Genomic DNA, 21366 nt, shown 5'->3' on the forward strand with positions numbered 1-21366 from the left:
CACCATACACATCTATTTTTAACGTTAATTATTTTTTATTAGTTCTGTTCTGGTTTTATATGTATTTCCTATTTATTTTTAACACTAAATATTTCAACATTATTGATTACATTTTTAACTGTTTAATTATAAATATCACGACTTACAAAAATACTTTTGAATAAAATTTTTTGGTGAAATTATGGAGATAATTTTTAGAGGGGCAGCATTAGAAGTTGGAAGGAGTTGTATTGAAGTAAAAACTGATAAAAGCAAAATATTATTAGATTGTGGAGTTAAACTTGGAAAAGACATAGAATATCCTCTATTAGACAATTCCATAAAAGATATAGACAAGGTTTTTGTTTCACATGCTCACTTGGATCATTCTGGATCATTACCAATACTTTTTAGTAAGAGAATAGATGTGCCGATAATTACCACTGAATTAACTAAAAAATTAGTTAAAGTTTTATTAAAAGACATGATAAGAATATCTGAGACCGAAAACAGAAAAATTCCTTACAATTATCACGATATAAAAGAAACAATGAGATACACAATCCCTTTAGGTTATAAAGAAAAAAAATATTACAAAGATTTCTCATACGAGTTGTTTAGTGCAGGACATATTCCCGGAAGTGCTTCCATACTCTTAAATTACGAAAACGGAAAAAATATTCTTTATACAGGAGACATAAAACTTAGAAATACTCGATTAACGAAAGGAGCAGATCTAAGTTATACAAAAGATGATATAAACGTTCTAATTATAGAATCAACTTATGGAAACAGTATTCATCCAGATAGGAAGGCAGTTGAATTGAGTTTTATTCAAAAAATTAAGGAAGTTCTATTTAGAGGAGGTGTAGTATTAATTCCAGTGTTTGCAGTTGATCGAGCACAGGAGATCGCTTTAATACTAAATGACTATGATATTGATGCCCCAATATACATGGATGGGATGGCTGTTGAAGTTACAAAACTCATGCTTAAATACAGAGATATGTTAAATGAAGCTAATCAATTAGAAAAAGCCATAGAAAAAATTAAATTAATAGAAAAATCAGAGGATAGAGTTAAAGCAGTGGAAAATTTATCAAAAAATGGAGGGGTGGTTATAACAACTGCTGGAATGTTAGATGGAGGACCAATTCTCTACTACCTAAAACTGTTTATGCATGATCCAAAAAATGCACTATTGTTAACTGGTTATCAAGTTAGAGATTCAAATGGAAGACATTTAATTGAAACAGGAAAATTATTTATAGAAAAAGAGGAAATTAAACCAAACTTGGAAGTTTGTTTATACAACTTCTCATGCCATGCCGGAATGGACGAATTGCACGAAATAATTAAAAAGGTTAATCCAGAACTACTTATAATACAGCATGGAGAGGAAGTTCAAGCAACAATCTTGAGAAATTGGGCATTAGAACATGGATTTGATGCAATAACTCCAAAATTGGGAGACAAGATAAGAATATAAATTGATGATATAAAAATAGGGTGGTAAAAATCCATGATTGGACTAAAAATCGAAGAAGCAGTTAAACATAACGAAAGATTGAAAAAATATGTGTATAAAAAAGGAAATAAACTTAGAATTGACTTTAAAAATAAAGAGGCATTGATAGAGTATAATAGGACAATTTTAAAGGTTTTATTTAACTTAGATGTTGAATTTCACGATAAAGGTCTCATTCCAACGCCAATAAACAGATATTTATTTATAAAATCGACATTTAAAACCTTAGAAAACCTCAATATAAAAAAACCTCTTGTCTTGGAAATTGGGACGGGACATTCTGCGATTATCTCCCTTTTAATAAAAAAACTTTATAATGCAGAGGTTTATGCCACTGAGGTTGATGAAGAGTTTATAAATCTTGCCAAATCCAACATAAAAAGAAATAACTTAAATATTAAGATTATAAATTCTAAAGGGAAAATTATAAGTGGAATTGATGAGATTAAAGATAAAAAATTTGATTTAATCATATCTTATCCTCCTTTTTATTCAGACAACTCCGTAGCGAGTGGAAGAAAATTTGGTGGGGCATTAGCTAAAAATGTTGAGTTAATTGGAGGGGGAAAGTTTGGAGAAACTTTTTCATTCAAAATAATCGAAGAGGGTGTTAATTTCCTAAACAAAAAAGGAGTTATTTCATTAATGCTACCAAAAAAACCAGAGAAAAGGAGAGATCTTATAATTAAAAAAATGAAGGATGTTGGATTAAATGTTGAGATTGATGAGATTAGAACAGGAAATAGATTAAGATACGTAATTAAAGGGTTTAGATGCTGATGTCTTGTTGTTTGTTTCTGTTTTTCTGATTTTTTAGTTTTTAGTTGAGGTTTTTGTTTTTTTAATTGGTTTTAGTTGATTTCTGAGGGTTGATTTGTTTTATTGTTTCTTATATTTGGATGTTTTTGATTATGGAGTTTTTTTAGAGTTTTTAATTTATTGCAGTTGTTTTTAGAAATCCATGGTTGATTAAGTGTGTTTTTTGTTTTTATTTTCTGTTTATTGTTGTTTTTTAAATAAAAGTTTGGATTGTTTTGTTATAGGGTTTATAAAGAAAAGGGGTTATCTATGGGTAGAAATTTTATAGTGTAGAAAAATATAAATATTAGTAAAAATATTATAATGAAATAAGAAAAATTATCCTATTAAAATCAGCACGGATCGTGATGGAAACTCTTAAATCCCCAGTTCCTTTAGGTGTCTTACTAAATTAAAATCAGCACGGATCGTGATGGAAACTTTAGGTTCTGGAGAATTTGGTATCTGGTTTGGGTAATTAAATTAAAATCAGCACGGATCGTGATGGAAACTTGGTTTGGCTTTTGTTTGGCTCTTTTTTTATTTTTTTTATTAAAATCAGCACGGATCGTGATAGAACAACTCGTTCAAATATTAGGTATATTTATTAAAAAATCTTAATTAAATAAAATATATTAATTGATTTATACTTCAAAGGTTTTCTACCAAAAAGGTTGCAATAGAGTAGTCATGGTTTAGAATACCATTTAAAAAAGTTATTTTCTATAAATTCTCTGATACTCATGGGGGGCAATCCTGTAGCGATGCTGTAAACTGATATTCCCCCTGCTCCGACACCTTCTTTTACGGAACCTCTGCAATAGTTTTTTAGACCTTTAATTTTTGCATTTTCGAAATAGAGTTTTGATGCAAATAATGGAACATTTCCGATCTGTTCGACTATTCCTTTTAAATCTCCTTTTTTATCGTTTAACACAAATTCTGTTGTTCCTATTGCAATTAAATTATTTTTTAAGACATCTTTATTTATTTCCTTTATAACTGCTAAAACGGCACTCATTTGAGTTCCTCCTGCTAAAATCACGGGTTTATTTCTCTCAGCAAAACTTAGGGCTAAACCAGCGACAACTGGCATCATTTTATCTCCAACAGCATTTAAAATATCAAAGACAGATGATTTTTCATTTATTTTTGCCTTTTTCAATCCTTCTTTAACGATTTTTATTTTTAATTCATGAGGGTTATTTACTGAACCGGAGCTAACTTTTCCTTCAGCATCGTATCCCAAGCCAAGTAAAACCCCTAATGCAGTTGTTGTTCCTCCGGGAACGCTTTCTCCAATAATCAAAAGTTCTGAGTTTAGATTTTTTCCAAGCAAATAGGACATTTTAAATAGTGATTTTGAGTTATTCATTGCTTTTCCTTCCTCTATTTTCCCAGTCGGCTCTTTATCAATCTCTAAAAATGGAATTTTTGGTTTAACAAATGCTCCTGCATCTATGTGAATATTTTTTATATTTTTCAGTTCAATGCATGCTCTTGTTATCGTTGCAGGGGTTGGGGAACCTGTAGCGTCGATTGGAGGAGTTTTTAAAGTTAGAGATCTTCCTAAAAAAACAAGTTCCACATCTGAGGCGGGGGTGTATTTTATAACATCTCTGTGAACTCCGGATATTGGGATTGAGAGGGTTGTCTCTATTGATGATATGACACAAGTAAACAGAACATTTTTTTTATTAATTTTTTTAATTTCGTCTAAGAACCCGTTTTCATTGATTGTAATTAGAGACATAGTAAATCCTCCTTTTATATTTCAACTTTTTTATAGTAGTTTTTTATAGTAGGTTGTGAATAGTTATTAAGTGTTTGAATAGAAAAAGCATGAAAAAGTTATATATAATGTCAGGTTTATTTTTAAGTATCATGAGAGTTAAATCTATTATGTTTAACACTCTACTTATTTAATATTTAATATCTTAAATAGTTGATATAAGGATCTACTGAGGGAGTTGTTATGAATAAAGATCTGATTAGAAAGGTTATAGAATTAAAGAATAACGGACTCACTATTGGTGAGATTGCCGAAGAATTAAATGTTTCCATGGAAACTGCAAGATATTTGGCTTTAAATGCAGAAAAATTATTGAAGGAAGAAGAAAAAATAACAAAACTTGGAAATATAGATATATTTATCGATTGGAGAAATATCGGAAGTTCAGCAAATCGATTAAAAAGCATAAGTTCTATCATCGTTGATATATTAAAAAATAGAAATATTGAATTTGATACCGTTGTTGGAATCTCAACCAGTGGAGTTCCAATTGCCACTCTTGTTGCCTCAGAACTTGGAAAAGAATTAACCATATACATTCCAAAAAAACACATTTCCGAAGAAGGAAAGAAAATAACTGGTTCAATATCGCATAATTTCTCACCTGTCCATTATAAAAGGGCTGTTATTATAGATGACGTTGTAACAAGCGGAAGTACATTAAAAGAATGCTTAAAACAACTAAAAGAAGTATGTAGTCCTAAATTAGTTGTAGTGTTAATAGATAAAAGTGGATTAGATGAGATTGAAGACGTGCCTCTTATTCCATTAATTAGAATAGGGGCTGTAAATGTTGAACAGCACTAAACATTGGATTAATCTTTTTTATAACTAATTAAAAAATTTTGCCTAATTCAATAATAAACAAGGAGGTAAAATTTATGCTACCAAAAGCAACAATTAAAAGAATTATGAAAGAGCATACTGATTTTAACATATCATCAGAGGCCGTGGATGAACTTTGCAATATGCTTGAGGAGATTATAAAGATAACCACGGAAGTTGCAGAGCAAAATGCAAGAAAAGAGGGAAGAAAAACAATAAAAGCAAGAGATATTAAAAACTGTGATGATGAAAGATTAAAAAGGAGAATAATGGAATTAAGCGAGAGAACAGATAAAATGCCCATCTTGATTAAAGAAATGTTGAATGTAATAACCTCCGAATTGAAATAAAATGGAGGGAAAAAGATGAAAATTGCAGTAGCAAAATTTTTAGGAACTAACTGTGATTTAGATGTTTGTCATGCTATAAAATTAGCAGGGGGTAATCCAGAACTGGTTTTTTTTACCCAGAGGGATTTAGATAACTATTGTGGAGCAGTTATCCCAGGAGGATTTTCTTATGGAGATTATTTAAGAGCGGGAGCTATAAGTGCAAGAACTCCAATTATTGAGGGATTAAAAAAGATGGTTGAAGATGGAAAGCCAGTTTTGGGAATATGTAATGGAGCTCAGATAGGTTTAGAAGCAGGATTCTCAAAGGGAACGTTAACCAATAACATTAATGCAAGATTTATATGTAAATGGGTGTATATTAGAGTAGAGAATAATAAAACTCCATTTACAAAATATTATAAAAAAGGAGAAGTTATAAGAATTCCAATAGCCCATGCAGAAGGCAGATTTTATGCGGATGATGAGACGTTAGATTATATGTATAAAAATAACATGATTGTTTTCAAATACTGCGATGAGAACGGAGAGATAACAGAAGAAGCGAATCCAAATGGATCTGTTGATAATATAGCTGGAGTTTGCAATGAAAATCAAAACTGCGTTTTATTAATGCCTCATCCAGAAAGAGCAAGCGAGAAAATCCTTGGATCTGATGATGGATTGAGAATGTTCAAGGGAATGTTAGGAACTCTTTAAATTTTTAAAAATTTTTAAAATCTAAAAAGTTTATTAAAACCTTAATTAAATCATTAATAATTTTTAATTTTTATTTTATTGTTTATAATATCATCAAAAGAAGTTCTCTTGCAATTTTAGCTGCGGTTATTGCTGTTATGTTTGCCATATCGTATATTGGAGAGACCTCAACAATATCAAATCCAACTATTTTATTTTTAGCATTTTTTAGGAGATAAAGAGAGTTAAAAAGTTCTCTACTTGTAAATCCACAGGGTTCAGGGGTTCCAGTTCCCGGAGCGTAGGCAGGATCTAAAACATCAATATCCAATGTTATATATATTGGAATGTCTAAATCTAAGATGTAATTTATATCATCTTCATTCATTAGATCTGCTTTTAAATAGAGGTTGTTTTCTTTTGCAAATTTCCATTCTTCCCTATCTCCACTCCTAATTCCAAACTGGAATGTCCATGGAGTTGTTTCCCTTATCCTTCTCATAACACACGCGTGAGATAGGTTATTTCCTAAGTATTCATCTCTTAGATCACAGTGGGCATCAAACTGGATAACTGCAACTTCTCCAAAAACATCCTTTACTGCCTTAACAATTGGAAAAGATATAGAATGTTCTCCTCCAAAGGTTATTACCTTCTTCTCATCCTCTAATATCTTTTTTACGATTGAGTGTATTGTCCCAAACATCTCTTTCTGGCTTCCATACAGATCAAGGTCTTTCAAATCACAGTATTTTACATCCATAAGATCTCTATCCAACACTGGACTGTATGTTTCTAATCCCCATGAAGCTGATCTTATTGCAGATCCTCCTTCTCTCGTTCCGGGTTTGAAAGATGTGGTTCCATCGTATGGGATTGAGATCACAACACCATCCGCTTCTTCGTAAGAACTATCCGCCATTATAAATTTTGATAAATCTATGAAGTGTTCTTTCATCTCCTCACCTCGTTTTATAATAAATAACGTTCTTGTAATAAAATCTAATTTTAAATTAAAATTAATTTAAAATGGAGTTATTGTTAAACTATAAAATTTTTTCGCTAACCGATAACAGGAAAAAGGATAAAAGAAATTATAAAAGGTTATATTAAGATGGTAATATAAGATTAGGGATTATTAAAAATTTATAACTAAAAAAGGAAAAAAATAAAATAAAATCAACAGAAGAAAAAAATATAGGAAATAAAAAGTTAGATATTAAAATCCTATTAAAATAATTTTAAATATAAAAGATAAATATAAAAGATTAAACATAAGATAGATGAGACAGATAAATAAAGAAATTAATTTTATCCGTTAACTATCTCATTGTATGTTTTTAGATCAAATATATCGTTCTCGATACCTTCTTCTGAAGCATTTTTAAGTTTTCCATTGATTAAGCCCTGGAGTTTCATTGCTTCAACGAATTTTATAACTTTCGGAATAACTGGTTGTAATCTGTAATCATATTTTATGTGAGGGATTGATGCTTCCTCAACAACTTTCTTAGTTCCGAGCCATCTAACTGATGCATTTACAGCTAACTGCTTATTTTTGTTTATTTCATCTGTTGCATCTTTTAATAATTTAGCAAAAGCGATAACTATATCTTTCTTGTTTTTTAAAGCGGTCTCGGATGCGGTTAAGCAACAGCATGGATGGTTTGCCCATGTTCCTCCTGTTGCACTTGGAAGATCTTCACTGTAAGCAACAACTTTTCCAACACCATCATATTTAATAATTTCTGGCATTGGCTCCCAAGCGATAACTGCATCTAACTGTTTTTGAGATAGCATTTGAGGCATTGTTCCCTGTCCATTACAACTGATTAACAAAACCATTGCACTTTTATTGCTTGGATTCTCTGTGTAGGTTATTCCTTCAGCTTTTAAAGCATCTTCTATCATAACATATTGAATTGATGTAGGCAAAGGATGTCCTATTTTAACTTGTTTTCCTTCTTTATACTGCTCTTTTATCCATTTTACAAATTCATCCCAGTTGTTTGCAGGAATATCTTTTCTAACTACAACTGCAGATCCTTCGGTGTGTAGGTTCATTATAACCTTCGCTTGTGTTCCTTTGTCAATATAGAATATGACTGGTGGATAACCTAACAATGCAACGTCAACTTTACCCTGAGACATTAGGTTCATTATGCTTGCTCCTCCTTTATTCACTCTTATCAACTTTATGTTAGCTATTTTTTTATCTCCCTCGTAGAGTTCGTAATCTTCCTTGTCATTAACTTTCTTTAAGTAGATTCCATATTTATCCTTGAATATATCTGGATAATCACATGCTACAAATAATGATGCATGATGATCTGTTGGAAGATATGCAACTGTTAATGTTGGGACTGAAGAGGATTCATTCTGAACGCATCCTGTAAATGCAACCAAGATCGAGGATATTAAAATTGACAGTAAAATATATTTTTTCACGATACCACCTCAAAGTATGATCATAAGAAAAATGTTAGAAAAATATTATATAAAATTTTTTATTTTATTGCAGTTTGTTTACCTTATAAGAAAAAAGAGATAATTTAAGAAAATATTTTATAATCAAAATAAAGATATTAATCAATTAAATTTAAAATGTTTATATCATCTTACTTCGCTTAACAATGTTTCTAACTATCTTTCTCCAAATAAACCGTATATGTCGGAAATGCCATTTCTATTCCTTCCTTTTCAAATTCCTCTTTTATCTTTAAATTTATCTCAGTGAGAGTGTTTAAATAATAATCGAATCCAAGATTTTTTATAAAATATTCAACTCTCAAATTTAGAGACCAATCCCCATATTCTACAAAATGAACCCTCTTTGGCTCAATTACTGCCTCGTGATTATTTAGAATGTTCTCAATTATCTCAATCGCTCTTCTGACTTTCTCAGCCGAAGTATCATAAGTTAAACCGATAGTCATCAAAACCCTTCTTTTTCTCATTGCTGACATGTTTGTTATTTTTGCATCAACAAGAGAGGAGTTAGGCATTATTATTAAGCTATCTTCCCAAGTCCTTATTCTCGTGCTTCTAATTCCAATCTCTTCCACTATTCCCTCTCCCCCATCAAACACAATCCAATCTTTTAATCTAAATGGCTTATCGAAAATTATTATCAATCCTGCGATTAAATTTTTAGTGGTGTCTTGCATTGCCAAAGCAACTGCTAAACCACCGATCCCCAAACCTGCAAGTAGTGTTGTTATATCATAACCAAGATTTCTTAGAATAAATAAAATTGCAAATGTATATACAACGCCCCTGGCAAATTTTCTTATTGAATTTACCAACTGATCGTCTATTTTTCTTTTCTTTCGTTCAGCGAAAGGAATTAAATAACGCTCTATACTTTTATCTATAAATCTTTCAACAAATACCACTCCACAAAGAGTTAATGCAACACCTATTGCTTTGTGAATAAGATCTGAAATCTGCTCTGGAAGAGATAGGAATTTTACCCCGAAGTATATTCCAATTATTACAATAGATACTAAAAGAGGGTCGTTTAATGAGAAAAAAATATCGTTAATTTTTGTATCGTTCTTAGATGTTAGTTGATTCTTCATTATCCTACTAATGATTTTTGCCAGTATGACACTTAAAATTATGGTAGAGATACAGAGGATATAGTTGGTTATTGAATTTCCATAGATAGTTATATTAGATAACACACTCCCCCCTTTTATTTTGATTTTTCTAACACTAACTCTTTTTCTTATTTAAATAACTTATTGTTTCTTGTTATCTTATTTTTGATGCAGATTTTTACTAAAAAATCAATTAAATAAAACCTAACTTTAAATAAAAAAACAAAAAATAAAACAAAAATAAAGTTTTAGTTAAAATTAGTTAAAAAAGTTAGAATCAAAAATTAAAAATCTAAGATTAAAAAGAAAAGAGATTTTTTCAATTATCAATTATTTTAAGTAGGCAGTTCCATAATCTACTTTATATATCTTGAATCCTGGTTCTATTCCGAAGTTTGTTGGATCAAATGTTGCCTTTACCAACTTTATATGTTTTAGGCCGTATCCATCTAAGAAATGCAATCTCGCATATACGCTATCTTCTAAGTTTCTTGTTGATAACCAAGCCCAACCTTTGCCCTCAGATGTCAATCTAATAAACTCTGAGAGTTGTCCATCTTTGTTTATTATTATCTCTTTAACACCTGTAGGTGTCATTATATACAACTTATGGATTTTAAATGTTCCAACGATCTTCGTTTGTCCGTTTATTTTTTGAACGATTGCTGTGGTTATATTTGTTCTATTTATCAATGTTATATAATCATATCCGTAGAGATTTACCTCTGCCAACATGGTTCCATTTCCTAAATAGTAAGATGTTCCTTTAAAGAATGCTCCTTTTTCCCTCTTACTGTTTGGTGTGTTTGGAGGTAAGGAGAAGTTCCAAAATCCAAACATACTCCAAACAGGGGCAATATCTGTCATTCTGTTATAGGTTATTAAGTAGTCAGGATTTGGATGCTCTGGATGTGTTGCATTTAACACCAATTTTGCTTCTCTATCGCTTAATCCGTATTTTTTAGTTAATATGTTGTATGCTTCACTTCTATCTACTGGAAGTATTTCATTTAATATCTTAACTACCATAGATACGTTGTTATGAGTGAAGTTCATTAAAACACTTCCCTTTTCAAATGCTTCATCTCCACTTGTTGCCAACATTCTAATTATTCCAATTGAAAGATTCTCATTTGAAGTGGCAAATGCTCTTCCAACCCAGTAAGCTCTTGGACTGTTCTGGGATCCTCCATCAAAGGTTACCATTCTTCTTGCTTCATACGTGTAGATGTGCCCGTTATCCCACCAACAAGTTATAACTGAGTTGTTTGGAGTGGTTTCTTTTATCCAGTCCAAACCGGCCTTCCATCCATTGTTAAATGTTGGGGCTGTGGTAAATGGAACAACTGCTGAAAGTGGTGGGATTATCATTCCTATGCAAAGTAGGAGTGTGGCAATTTTTACAATTGATTCCTTTTTATCATTTATGGAGGAGAGAATATCTGCCATCTTATAAATTGCAAGTATTCCAAGAACAACCAACAGGCCATAGGCAATTATTGGAACATAGGTCGTTGGAAGTATTATCTCTGGGAGTTTTGATGAATACTTAGATAGTATTATTAAGCCAAATAGTCCAACAGGTGCTCCAACCCCAAAGACGGCCATGTCATTCTTCGTTCTTATAAATCTATCCAATTGACCTGCAAAAATTCCGAAACCAATTGCTAAAGGAGCAGTTGCTAACGATGCAAATCTAATACCTTTTGTAGCAGCGTATAAAGTTACTGTGAGCCAGATACTCAGCAGTATTGCATATTTAATATCCAATTTTATCTTTTCATATCTTAGAGAGATAAAGGATAATATAATCCCAATAATTCCAATAATTGCTATTGTGTCAGATCCTATGGCATTTATAAAGATCTCACTCCAAGAACTTGGTTTTGCAAGTTCGGAGACAGTTGTATATACGTTAGGCCAACCTGATGACTGGGTGTATGTTGAAAGTATCTGGTTGTAGCTCAATGGAGAGGTTATAGGTGAGAGAGCTGCCCCTACTCCATATATTGCAGTTAATAATATTAGAGAGCCGATTATATAGATGGCTGAGAGGTAAATTATATGTCTTAGATTTCCAATATCAATGTAATCTTTTAATTTAATGTTGGTTTTTAGTATTGCAAGTGCTATAATGTATATAACTAAAAATGCAACTATGACATCAAATCCATACCACCAAGCTCCCCACATTTTTGGAGCAACTGCTGTGGTTATAATTGCCAATATTGCAAATAATTCAAATTCTACTTCTTCCCCTTTTAATCTCTTTAATCCTGCAATTATAAGCCCAATTAGAACTAATGCAAATGATACTGTGTAGAATATTACCGAGGCAATTACCACGATTTCTCCAGAGGTTAGATTTAAAAATGCTCCTGCAAGAAGTTCAAATATAAATGCCAGTGCAACAAATATTGATATTGAGTTTACTTTTTTAGCAAAGATTGCTGTTTTTTGCTGACTGTGGATTGCTTCTAATATAAACCAGACGATAAATAGGATAGGTAGAACTTCGAATATTGGAGTATCTGCAAACCCTGCACATGTTTTATACAGCAATCCAGGAGCAGTTATTAGGGCGATCGCTCCTACAATTCCTCCAATGTTGCTGTTGGTTACCCTTCTTATTGTAAAGTATAGTGGAATTCCCAACAGCATTGAGAGCACTGCTGGAACCCAGAAATCAGCGTTCATAAGTGTTACTGTTGGATCTATCGAGTGCCATAGGATATAAAGTGCAATTGCTGAGAGACATATTATTGGCGGTTCCCATGGAAGCGGATGTCCGGGAGGAGCATATTGGTAGAGATCATATGGCATTGGTTTTCCATTGATTATTTTTATTGTTTCTCCGCAGTATCCATGATCGTATAGGTTTTCAGCCAATCTTAGGTAGTAGTAGGGGTCTATTGCAATGAGATACATTCTTCCATGTTCATCTGAAAACATCTTTTTTAGAAATTCATTGCCTTGAGCAAATTTCATATCCGCTGTTTGAGCTCTTAGTTGAAAACTCATAAACATCAGTAAAAGAACTATTAATGCTATTTTTATCCAGCGTTTTTCTTTAAACAGGTTATTTATTTTTTCTAATGCGTTGGTCATTAAACTCACCCTTTGTATACTTCACATTCAGTTATTGCTATCAATCCATTATTTTTCACAACTTCATATAATTTTGGTAATACTCTATTTATATTTTCTTCAACGTCAATACACTCAATAATTACAGGAAGATTCATAGATAATCGAAATATGTCAAATTCGGCTATTCCTCTAATTCCATAACCGCATATTCCCTTATACACTGTTGCCCCACTCAACCCTTCATTTTTCATAAGTTTTATTAAGTATTTATACATGAGTTCTCCTTCAAATTTATCTCCCTCTCTAAGATATATTTTTAGTAGTTTTGCTTTTATCATATGGATCCACCATTTTTCGATTTATAAATCTCATTTTTATCCATCTGTCTTTATTTTATCTGATTTTGAAGCTTTTATTACTATTTAATTATTTTATATCATTATATTTTTAATATTTTTAATTATATTTTAATAGCCATTAATTAAAGATTTTTTTATTTTTATTCTTTATTTTGTTTGGTTTATCATTTCAATTGTTATTCAACAATTTATCTTCATTATTCGATTGATGTTTATTCATATGAGTTATCTAAATAGTGCAAGAGCCACTACTCTTCCGAAATATACCATGATTAAACATCCAAGCACGTTAATTAATATATTCAACACTGCTTTAAATACTAACCCTTCATCTATTAATGCAAATGTTTCATAAGAGAATGTTGAAAATGTCGTCAACGCACCACAAAAACCTGTTCCAATTAGTAGTTTATATTCAGTAGATATTGGAGCAAACAGTGAGGAGTATAATAAAAATCCTAAAATAAAACTTCCAATCAAGTTTACAGTTAGTGTTCCCGTTGGAAGACCGAACTTTACTGGAATAATCCCGCTTACAACATACCTAAGAACTGCTCCAAAGAACCCACCTACACCTATTAAAAGCAATTCCCTCATCATTGTCCTCATCTCACACAGTCAATAATATCTCATTTTTCAATGACATTAAGTTTCTTCTGCTTTTTCTATCATTTTTTAGTGTTATTAGTTATAAGTTATAGATCACTTCTCACTGCATATTTAACATTTATTTCTAAAATTTTTTTAAACAGGATAAATGCAAACTGTTAAGTATGAGAACTTACTTAAAGATATTTCTTTTAAAGACATTGCTCTTATTCTCTCATTTTCATATGTTAGATTTTCTAACACCCAAATCTTAGTGTTTGGATTTATTCCATTTTCTATTAAAAATCTTGCATCTTCATTTAAATTATTTGGAAGAAATATTACCTTTTCTTGATTATTAAATGCCTCTAAAAGTTTGTATTTATTATCTTCTTTACCATGCAAGGTTATTATATTGTAGTCCTCCCAAGATATTTTTAATTTCGAAGAAGCGATTTGTATTGAGGAGATCCCTGAAATGACCTCTATCTCTTTTTTATCCACTCCAAGTTTCAATAGTGTTTTTAGAAGCCCACTAAAACAGGGATCTCCTGTTGATAAAATTGCGATTTTTTTATCTTTTAGGTCTTCTCTATTTATAATTTCCTTTAACTCCTCAATTAAGTTTTTAGATAAGATCACTTTTTTTCCTTCATCAATATCAAAAAGAGCAAGTGCTCGTTTACTCCCAACGACCAAATCCGAGTTTTTGACTATCTCTATGGCTTTTAGTGTTAGATAATCTTTACTTCCTGGCCCAACTCCAACGATGTAGATCATAATTGCTCAACCTTCAATTCTTTTTCATTTATATTAACTATTAAATCTTTTAAATCTTAATGTAATATTTCTCTTTAAGTTTTTTAGTTATTATTTTCAATGCAAATTTTTAATCATATTATATCATTAAAACTATTATCCTTTAAGATATAAGATTCGTTGAGTTTAATTTAAACTCTGATATGATAAGGATTTCTAAAAATAGGGTAGAGAGATTTAAAATTAAAAACCATATTTGGAACTCTTAAAATAGAAAAAGAAATAAAAACAAACGTATTTGATAAAAAACAGTTATATAATAAAATTTAATTTCCTTGCTCTTTTTTCTTCTTTTCTGTAATCTTATATAATTTCAACAGCTTTTCTAAGCATCTCACAGTTAGACACTTAAGGTTTCTTTTTTAGATTTCTTTTTTAGTAGAATATCTGCCAGTGGTTTAGCCCATGAAGCTTCCAATATGACACTTACGATTATAGTCATGAACGTTGCCACCAGTATGGTTCCTGCCAGTTCAGTTGGAGGCATTAATTTTGCGATACTTTTAGGAACCATTTCGGGATGTTTAATGATCTCAGTGTATACCATTGCGGCAAGTGTTGCAGGCACAACACCTCTCGGCCCCTCTAATGCTAAGTATATCCTTTCAGCAAGTGGTCTGATCGGTGGAATAGCAGTGGCTATTAAAACACCGATAGGTCTTGCGAGGAGGATAGATCCTAATGCACATATAAGGGCAGGAACTGCATACTTCTCCAATAATGGAATTGAGATACTTGCTCCCAACAACACGAAGATCAGTATCCTAATAAATATTGATAATTCATCCATAAATACTGCTACTTTTTCCATATCCTCTTTGTGTTCCTTTTTATGCACAATAACGTTTCCGATGTAGAGACCCATTATAGCCACAGCCATAAATCCACTTATCTCATATCCATTAGAGAGTGAAGGGAAGATTCCTTCTGCAAAATACCAAAAAGCAATAGCCAGTCCAAGTGTGAAAGGAGCGATGTAATCATCAAATTTGATTTTTGATATAATTATCTCATAGAACTTACCTGCAATAACTCCAAGGATTATTCCACCGATGGCTAATGATATAAATTCGAGTATAGGATTTTCTGCCTTGGCAAGACCGAGGGCAGATAAACATATAAGCGTTACTACAATACCAAGAGGATCGTTGAAGACACTTTCTGCTTCCAAGGTTATGGCAACTTCTGGATCTATGTCCATTTTAGAGAATATTGGAATAAGGGTCGCTGGATCTGTAGCAGATACAATGGCTCCAAATAGTAGTCCAATGAGAGAGAGTAGTGGAAGGTGGAATACAAGATTAAACACCAATCCAGAAATAAACCAAACTATTAATAAAGCTAAAATATCAAGTTTAACTATAACATCCAATACTCTTTTCATAACATTCCATTCCATCTCAAAAGATCCAATAAACAACAGTATTATTAATCCAAAGTTTCCAATAAAATCAAAAGAACCTTCAACAATATTCTTAGGAATAACGTTCAGAATAGATAGTATCAGCCCAAAAATTAACAGCAGAGGAATATCAGGTATGCCAATTTTTCTGGCAACTTTTGCAATGATTGCTCCTCCTGCGAAAAGAATCGACAAATAGCCGAGAAATAGGACAATATCCATGGTTTCATCTCCCCAACTCGTTGGTTAGTGAAGTTATACAAACACCAAAACTTTACATATAGAAAGCATATATACTTTTTGGTGGTAATGTGGAGAAGAACGATTACGATGTTGTGATCATTGGAGGGGGCCCAGTTGGATGCATAACAGGAGCAAATATAAAAAATGGAAAGGTTTTGATCGTGGAAGAGCATCAGTCAATTGGTGTTCCCTTACAGTGTGCTGGTTTGATCAGTAAAAAAGGAGTGAAAGAACTTGGAAATCCGGGAGGAAAAGTTAATGAGGTTAGAGGGGCGTATATTTTTTCAAAAAGAAATATGCTTAAAATTGGTAATGAAGAGATTAGAGCGTATGTTTTTGAGCGTAAAGTTATGGACAAAGACATTGCAATAAAAACATCAAGATCTTGTGATTTTTTGTTAAAGGCATATGCCACAATACAACGTAAAGAGGGAAAAAAGAAAGAATATTCCGTGAAAATTTCTCATTTAGGAAAAGATATTGAGTTGCAACCGAAAGTGATCGTTGGAGCCGACGGGGCTAAATCAACCACTGGAAAAACACTTGGTATTGTAAATAATAAAAATAGAGAGATACTGTCAAGTTGTCAGTTAGAAATGGTTAATGCAGATGTTGATGATGATTTTGTCTATGTTTTTTTTGATAAGAGATATTCAGAAAGATTTTTTACGTGGATCATCCCAATGGGAAAGGATAGAGTAAGAGTGGGCTTAATAGATAGGGGAAACTGCTATAATAAACTTTTAAAATTTATTGAGGAGAATAAAATAGCGAGAGAAATTTTAAAAAACTCCACAATTTCTGAGTTCTCTACAGGTTCTCTTCCAATCGGATACTTAGAAAGAACAGTTAAAAATAATGTTTTGTTGGTTGGAGATGCCGCTTGTCATGTAAAGCCACTAAGTGGGGGAGGATTGTATTATGGAGCAATGGGTGGAAAAATAGCTGGAAAAGTTATTGATGAGTATTTAGATGGAGGAAGGAATTTAAAATATTATGAAGAGATGTGGAGAGGGGAGTTTGGTAGGGAAATAAAGATGGGGTTAATGATTAGAAGAGTTCTTTTAAAATTTAATGATGATACTTTGGATAAAATATTTGAAAAAATAAAGAAAAGTGATCTGCTCGATTATATAAATGCCCATGGAGATATGGATAAACAAGCATCCTTAGTTCTAAAGGTCTTAAAATCGATAGATATTGGATTGGGACTTAGAATTTTAAAAAATCTTATCCAATAAAAAAGAAATCAAGAAAAGATTTAATTTATCTCTGTTTTTTCTAATTTTTTCATTTCATTTTTTGACTTATGCTCTTTAAACTGATTCATCTTTTTTTCATTTTTCATGCTTTTTATATTTTTTGCGTTATAATTTTTCGTATTATATTTTTTAATTTTTAATTTCATTGTTCTTTCAATATGTTTGAGTTTTCTATATTCTTTTCTGTTTATTATTGAAATTGCTTTTCCTTTTTTTCCAGCTCGTCCTGTTCTTCCAATTCTATGCATATACGCTTCCGGGGTTTGAGGAAGATGGTAGTTAACAACATGGCTTAGATCGTTAACATCAATACCCCTACTCATCACATCTGTTGCAATCAGTATTTTTATCCTCTTCTGCTTAAACAACCTAACAACTTTTTCTCTTTGATGCTGTTTAAGATCTCCATGAATCGCTCCTGCTTTAAAACCAATATCTCTCAACATATTTGCAAGATCTTTTGTATCCTTTTTGGTTTTACAAAAAACAAGCCCATAAAAGTTTCTATCTCTTAAAATTCTACATAATGTTTCGAATCGCTTATTTTCATCTACCTCAATAAAGGTCTGCTCAATATCGGCATTTCTCTTAGCCCTCACAAATTCATAATCGTTCATGTATTTTTTGGCCAAATTTAATATCTCTACTGGCATTGTTGCAGAGAACAGCAAGATTCTCCTATTTTTATTACATGCATTTAATATTTTCTCAACATCATCTATAAATCCCATATTAAGCATTTCATCTGCTTCATCAAGTATAAAATATTCAACATCTTTCAAATTCAATGTTCCTCTGTTTATATGATCCAATACCCTCCCCGGAGTTCCAACCACTATGTTGGCATTTTTTAGATATTTTATTTGGGGTTGTATTGGAGTTCCTCCATAAACTTTTACTATTTTTAAATTTTTATTCCCTTTTAATGAGTTTATCTCATCAGCCACTTGTATGGCTAACTCTCTTGTTGGAGTTAAGATAATTGCCTTTATCCCCTCCCCTTCGTTGATCAGTTCAATCAGTGGAAGGGCAAAAGAGGCCGTTTTTCCACTCCCAGTTCTTGCCTGAGCAACAATATTCTTTTCTCCATTTAAAAATAAGGGAATAACCTTAGTTTGAATATCTGTTGGTTTTTCAAAGCCCTTGTTTCTTACTGCGTTTAAAGTATTCTCCGATAAATTTAATTCCTCAAAATTCATATATTTCACATCCAATTGTTCATCTTTGAAGACACCAAATAAAGGTATCATCAAAAGAGAGATTAAATAAACAATAAACTAATTAGTATAAAAAGGTTTGCATAGTTTTTAAAAATATTTAAATAAAGTTTAAATAAAAATTTTGAGATTATGATTAACTAACAAAAAGAAGATAGTTAAGAATAGAGAATAATAAACATATAATAAAAAGTAATAAAAAATAAGGAGGTGGTATTATTGGGAAAGATTAAAACACTCTATGGAACAATAAAAACAAAAAGCCCATGTCATAACGCTCTTAAGAAGAAGCCCACTTATGTTAAAAATGTTGAAGTTCCTGTGATTCAGTTTTTTATATTGGAAAAGCAGTTATTAAACGAGTTTAAAAAATGGAATGTTCCTGTTCCAAAAGAGTTATTCAATGGTGTTGATAGGTTAATGTATCCAATGGGAAGAATAATTCCAATATCAAGTGCTTATCCAAAGGAAAGGGAAGATAACTTTACTGAGGATGTGGGAATATCATCATTTAAAAGAAAGATTGGTGTTGAGGGAACTTATCAATTTAAAATTCCGATAAATATTAACGCTCCAACGGAAGAATTGGGACGGCTAATTGGGGCAATAAAGTCATTATCTCATGTTGGAATTGGAGGGGATAGGACATTTGGATGTGGAAAGTGTCAAATTACTCTAAATTCTCTTAGTAAATATCCTCTACAAAAGATTGGAATATTTGCAGAGGTTTGGGATGATGAACTCTTTGATCCCTCTCCTTCATTTTTTGGAAATCTTATGTTAAAGGAGTGGGTAAAATACTCTCATAAGTATGGGTGGAGGGGCGTAGAGGAATGGAAGGATCTAAGTGTCAGATATAATTACTGGGCAGAAAAGGTTAGATTACCAGAAGTTGACGTTAGAATGGTCGTTGAATATTCATTGAAAGAAGAAATACTGGAAAAATATGAAAAAATACACATTTTTGAGCCAATACCTTGGAGAATAAGAAATGATTGTAGAGAATACTGTAAAAAACACGGTTTACCTTATGTAAGATACTTTGGAGGAAGATTTTATATTGGAGAGGATTACATTGCCTATGAATCAATGGCTAAATTTAAACATGATGAGATCGTTATCGAAGGTAAGGAGGAGGATGTTGAAAAGATTTTAGAGATTGTTTCCTCTTCATTAGAAAAATATGGTTATGTTAAGAACATTAAAAAATATGAAAAAAAGCACTACTTTAAACGATGGGCTGATTAATAAAATTTTAGAGTTAAAATTAAATTAGAATGTTAAAAATGAAATAGAATATTTAAATTAAGGGATGCAGTAGGATAATAAAATAATAAACAAAAAATAATCATGAGTAAAATCAACAAAATAGAAAACAATGTTAAATTATTAAATCTTAAAAACGATTTATTTTTAATTTTTTAGCTTTTATTTTTAATTTTTTTGTTATTGAAGTAATGGCGAGGTGTATTTCTAATATATATCAAAAATTATATTTAAAGTTTGCGGTTAGATTATATTAATTATTTAATTATAATAAATCAAAATATTAGAAAAATGTAATCATAAATTTTTGTAATAATTTAAATAATTTAATAATATGTTATACTGATAAAATCTTCGATATGCTTACTTTATGTGTTATTGAACTACACATCACTCCAAATCTAACTCTCCTTACCTTATCAACGATCATCTCTTCTCTAAGTGGGACTATCTTTACAATATATTTTCTCTCTTTTTCATAGTTAAATGTAGTTATTTTTACATAACACTTTGCCATTGATCTCACCTCCTTGAATCTTTGCATATATTACTTTCAAATAAAAGGTATAAAAATATTATGCAAAGGATAGTTTTAAATATGCAAGAAAATTTTTAATATATTTGGTGAAAGGATGGAAGAGGATCAAAAAATATCTGTAAAGGGATTTTTCTTAGGTTTTGCAAGTGTTGAGGAGGGGTATTATTGTAAAGAATGCGGATTTACGTCCAAGGACAAGCGAGAATGTAGGGAGCATGGAGAGATGGAGAAGTGTAAATTGTTTTCTGGTAATTTCATGAGTCAGGAAAATGGAGTTATAACAATACTGGTGCCAGACCGAAAGATCATTCCCGATAACGAGGAATTTCTTCAATATTTAAGAAATAAGAAAGATCGTGAGGCAATAAGTATAATGAATGCTAAAATCCCTTTATTAATGCCGATAATTGTTGACGCAAGTATTGTTATTCCGAGTAAGAGGTTAGATATAACAGATAGTGGTAAAACTCTTGTCTTGTTTTTAAATAATGAAGAGGGAATGTGGTTAAATCCAGATGGTAGAATAGAGGTTATTTCCACAAGTAGGGATGAAATATTGGATGTATGGAACAAATTAAAAGAGAAATTTTGTGAAGACGTTTTATATATTTTAAAAAGCGAAGGAGGATATTATATCCCATCCATTCTTTCCCCAGATAGGTTCTTTTTAACAAGGGCATTCGTGGATAGGAGATTTGAAGGATTTGGTCATAGATTGTATATAAGAAAGTTAGTAAAAGCAGGAAATAAGATAGTTCCTGTTAGGTATTATTTAAAAAGAAACTTTATAGACCCAGAAGTGTTTAATGACCTGGGTGTTAATTTCGATGGAAGTATATACGCAGTAGTGAACAGAAAGTATTATCCTTTAGGATACAGTTCTAAGATTTGGGAAGATATTTTCTGATTTTTTGGATGTGCCTCCCAAAATATGGGTTCGGCACATCCTCTTGACGTTAAGTTTAATCGAATAAATCTGATATGTTTTTGGTTTTATATTTTTAATTTATAGGTTGATACTTTTGATTTT

Annotated in this window: 19 protein-coding genes; 8 read left to right on the forward strand and 11 right to left on the reverse strand. The window is 31.3% G+C overall.

Translation table 11 applies throughout. The features are described 5' to 3' along the window. The first annotated feature begins 181 nt into the window (after positions 1-181). Positions 182-1468: an MBL fold metallo-hydrolase gene (locus METVU_RS01160; protein ID WP_012819645.1), complete on the forward strand. Its 1287-nt coding sequence runs from the start codon at positions 182-184 to the stop codon at positions 1466-1468. 33 nt (positions 1469-1501) lie between these two features. Further along, the gene (locus METVU_RS01165) at positions 1502-2287 is read left to right on the forward strand and encodes an RlmF-related methyltransferase (RefSeq protein WP_012819646.1); all 786 of its coding nucleotides are present in this window, start codon (positions 1502-1504) and stop codon (positions 2285-2287) included. Positions 2288-2993: 706 nt separating this feature from the next. On the opposite strand, the gene cobT is transcribed toward METVU_RS01165, so the two are convergent. Beyond that, positions 2994-4058, reverse strand: coding sequence for a nicotinate mononucleotide-dependent phosphoribosyltransferase CobT (cobT, locus tag METVU_RS01170; protein WP_012819647.1), 1065 nt, complete (start codon positions 4056-4058; stop codon positions 2994-2996). A gap of 222 nt (positions 4059-4280) precedes the next feature. Between cobT and METVU_RS01175 the strand changes: the two genes are divergently transcribed. The 3 genes from METVU_RS01175 to purQ all read left to right on the forward strand — a co-directional run bounded on the left by METVU_RS01175 (position 4281) and on the right by purQ (position 5971). Continuing rightward, on the forward strand, positions 4281-4904 hold the full coding sequence (locus METVU_RS01175; RefSeq protein WP_012819648.1) for an orotate phosphoribosyltransferase-like protein: 624 nt from the start codon (positions 4281-4283) through the stop codon (positions 4902-4904). Between the two features lie 74 nt (positions 4905-4978). Next, complete coding sequence (gene hmvA, locus METVU_RS01180) at positions 4979-5272, forward strand: DNA-binding protein HmvA (protein ID WP_012819649.1); 294 nt, start codon at positions 4979-4981, stop codon at positions 5270-5272. 15 nt (positions 5273-5287) lie between these two features. Continuing rightward, positions 5288-5971, forward strand: coding sequence for a phosphoribosylformylglycinamidine synthase I (purQ, locus tag METVU_RS01185; protein ID WP_012819650.1), 684 nt, complete (start codon positions 5288-5290; stop codon positions 5969-5971). An 82-nt stretch (positions 5972-6053) separates the two neighbouring features. Here purQ and speB read toward each other — a convergent pair whose 3' ends face one another. The 8 genes from speB to METVU_RS01225 all read right to left on the reverse strand — a co-directional run bounded on the left by speB (position 6054) and on the right by METVU_RS01225 (position 16032). Next, the gene (speB, locus tag METVU_RS01190; RefSeq protein WP_012819651.1) at positions 6054-6908 is read right to left on the reverse strand and encodes an agmatinase; all 855 of its coding nucleotides are present in this window, start codon (positions 6906-6908) and stop codon (positions 6054-6056) included. A 353-nt stretch (positions 6909-7261) separates the two neighbouring features. Further along, positions 7262-8398 carry an ABC transporter substrate-binding protein gene (locus METVU_RS01195; protein ID WP_012819652.1) on the reverse strand — a complete coding sequence of 379 codons (1137 nt, stop codon included), beginning with the start codon at positions 8396-8398 and terminating at the stop codon, positions 7262-7264. A 191-nt stretch (positions 8399-8589) separates the two neighbouring features. Beyond that, positions 8590-9636, reverse strand: coding sequence for a mechanosensitive ion channel family protein (locus METVU_RS01200; protein WP_012819653.1), 1047 nt, complete (start codon positions 9634-9636; stop codon positions 8590-8592). Positions 9637-9882: 246 nt separating this feature from the next. Continuing rightward, positions 9883-12660, reverse strand: a complete 2778-nt coding sequence (locus METVU_RS01205; RefSeq protein WP_012819654.1) for an STT3 domain-containing protein — start codon at positions 12658-12660, stop codon at positions 9883-9885. A gap of 5 nt (positions 12661-12665) precedes the next feature. Further along, positions 12666-12980, reverse strand: coding sequence for a DUF190 domain-containing protein (locus METVU_RS01210; protein ID WP_012819655.1), 315 nt, complete (start codon positions 12978-12980; stop codon positions 12666-12668). Between the two features lie 246 nt (positions 12981-13226). Continuing rightward, positions 13227-13601 (reverse strand): fluoride efflux transporter CrcB, encoded by a 375-nt coding sequence (crcB, locus tag METVU_RS01215; protein WP_048196665.1) that lies wholly within the window; start codon positions 13599-13601, stop codon positions 13227-13229. A 144-nt stretch (positions 13602-13745) separates the two neighbouring features. Then, complete coding sequence (locus METVU_RS01220; protein WP_012819657.1) at positions 13746-14369, reverse strand: cobalt-precorrin-7 (C(5))-methyltransferase; 624 nt, start codon at positions 14367-14369, stop codon at positions 13746-13748. A 379-nt stretch (positions 14370-14748) separates the two neighbouring features. Next, positions 14749-16032, reverse strand: a complete 1284-nt coding sequence (locus METVU_RS01225; RefSeq protein ID WP_012819658.1) for a cation:proton antiporter — start codon at positions 16030-16032, stop codon at positions 14749-14751. Positions 16033-16121: 89 nt separating this feature from the next. Between METVU_RS01225 and METVU_RS01230 the strand changes: the two genes are divergently transcribed. Then, complete coding sequence (locus tag METVU_RS01230; RefSeq protein ID WP_012819659.1) at positions 16122-17294, forward strand: geranylgeranyl reductase family protein; 1173 nt, start codon at positions 16122-16124, stop codon at positions 17292-17294. 20 nt (positions 17295-17314) lie between these two features. On the opposite strand, the gene METVU_RS01235 is transcribed toward METVU_RS01230, so the two are convergent. Continuing rightward, positions 17315-18514, reverse strand: a complete 1200-nt coding sequence (locus tag METVU_RS01235) for a DEAD/DEAH box helicase (protein WP_048196667.1) — start codon at positions 18512-18514, stop codon at positions 17315-17317. Positions 18515-18751: 237 nt separating this feature from the next. Here METVU_RS01235 and METVU_RS01240 point away from each other — a divergent pair, with 237 nt between their 5' ends. Beyond that, entirely contained in the window at positions 18752-19780 is a 1029-nt protein-coding gene (locus METVU_RS01240; protein WP_012819661.1) for a DNA polymerase family A protein, read from the forward strand. A 355-nt stretch (positions 19781-20135) separates the two neighbouring features. Here METVU_RS01240 and METVU_RS01245 read toward each other — a convergent pair whose 3' ends face one another. Beyond that, positions 20136-20315, reverse strand: coding sequence for a hypothetical protein (locus METVU_RS01245; RefSeq protein ID WP_012819662.1), 180 nt, complete (start codon positions 20313-20315; stop codon positions 20136-20138). 115 nt (positions 20316-20430) lie between these two features. Between METVU_RS01245 and METVU_RS01250 the strand changes: the two genes are divergently transcribed. Continuing rightward, complete coding sequence (locus tag METVU_RS01250) at positions 20431-21243, forward strand: hypothetical protein (RefSeq protein WP_012819663.1); 813 nt, start codon at positions 20431-20433, stop codon at positions 21241-21243. Positions 21244-21366: the final 123 nt, after the last annotated feature.

Origin of the sequence: Methanocaldococcus vulcanius M7, assembly GCF_000024625.1 — an archaeon.
Classification (GTDB): domain Archaea; phylum AGJL01; class Methanococci; order Methanococcales; family Methanocaldococcaceae; genus Methanocaldococcus; species Methanocaldococcus vulcanius.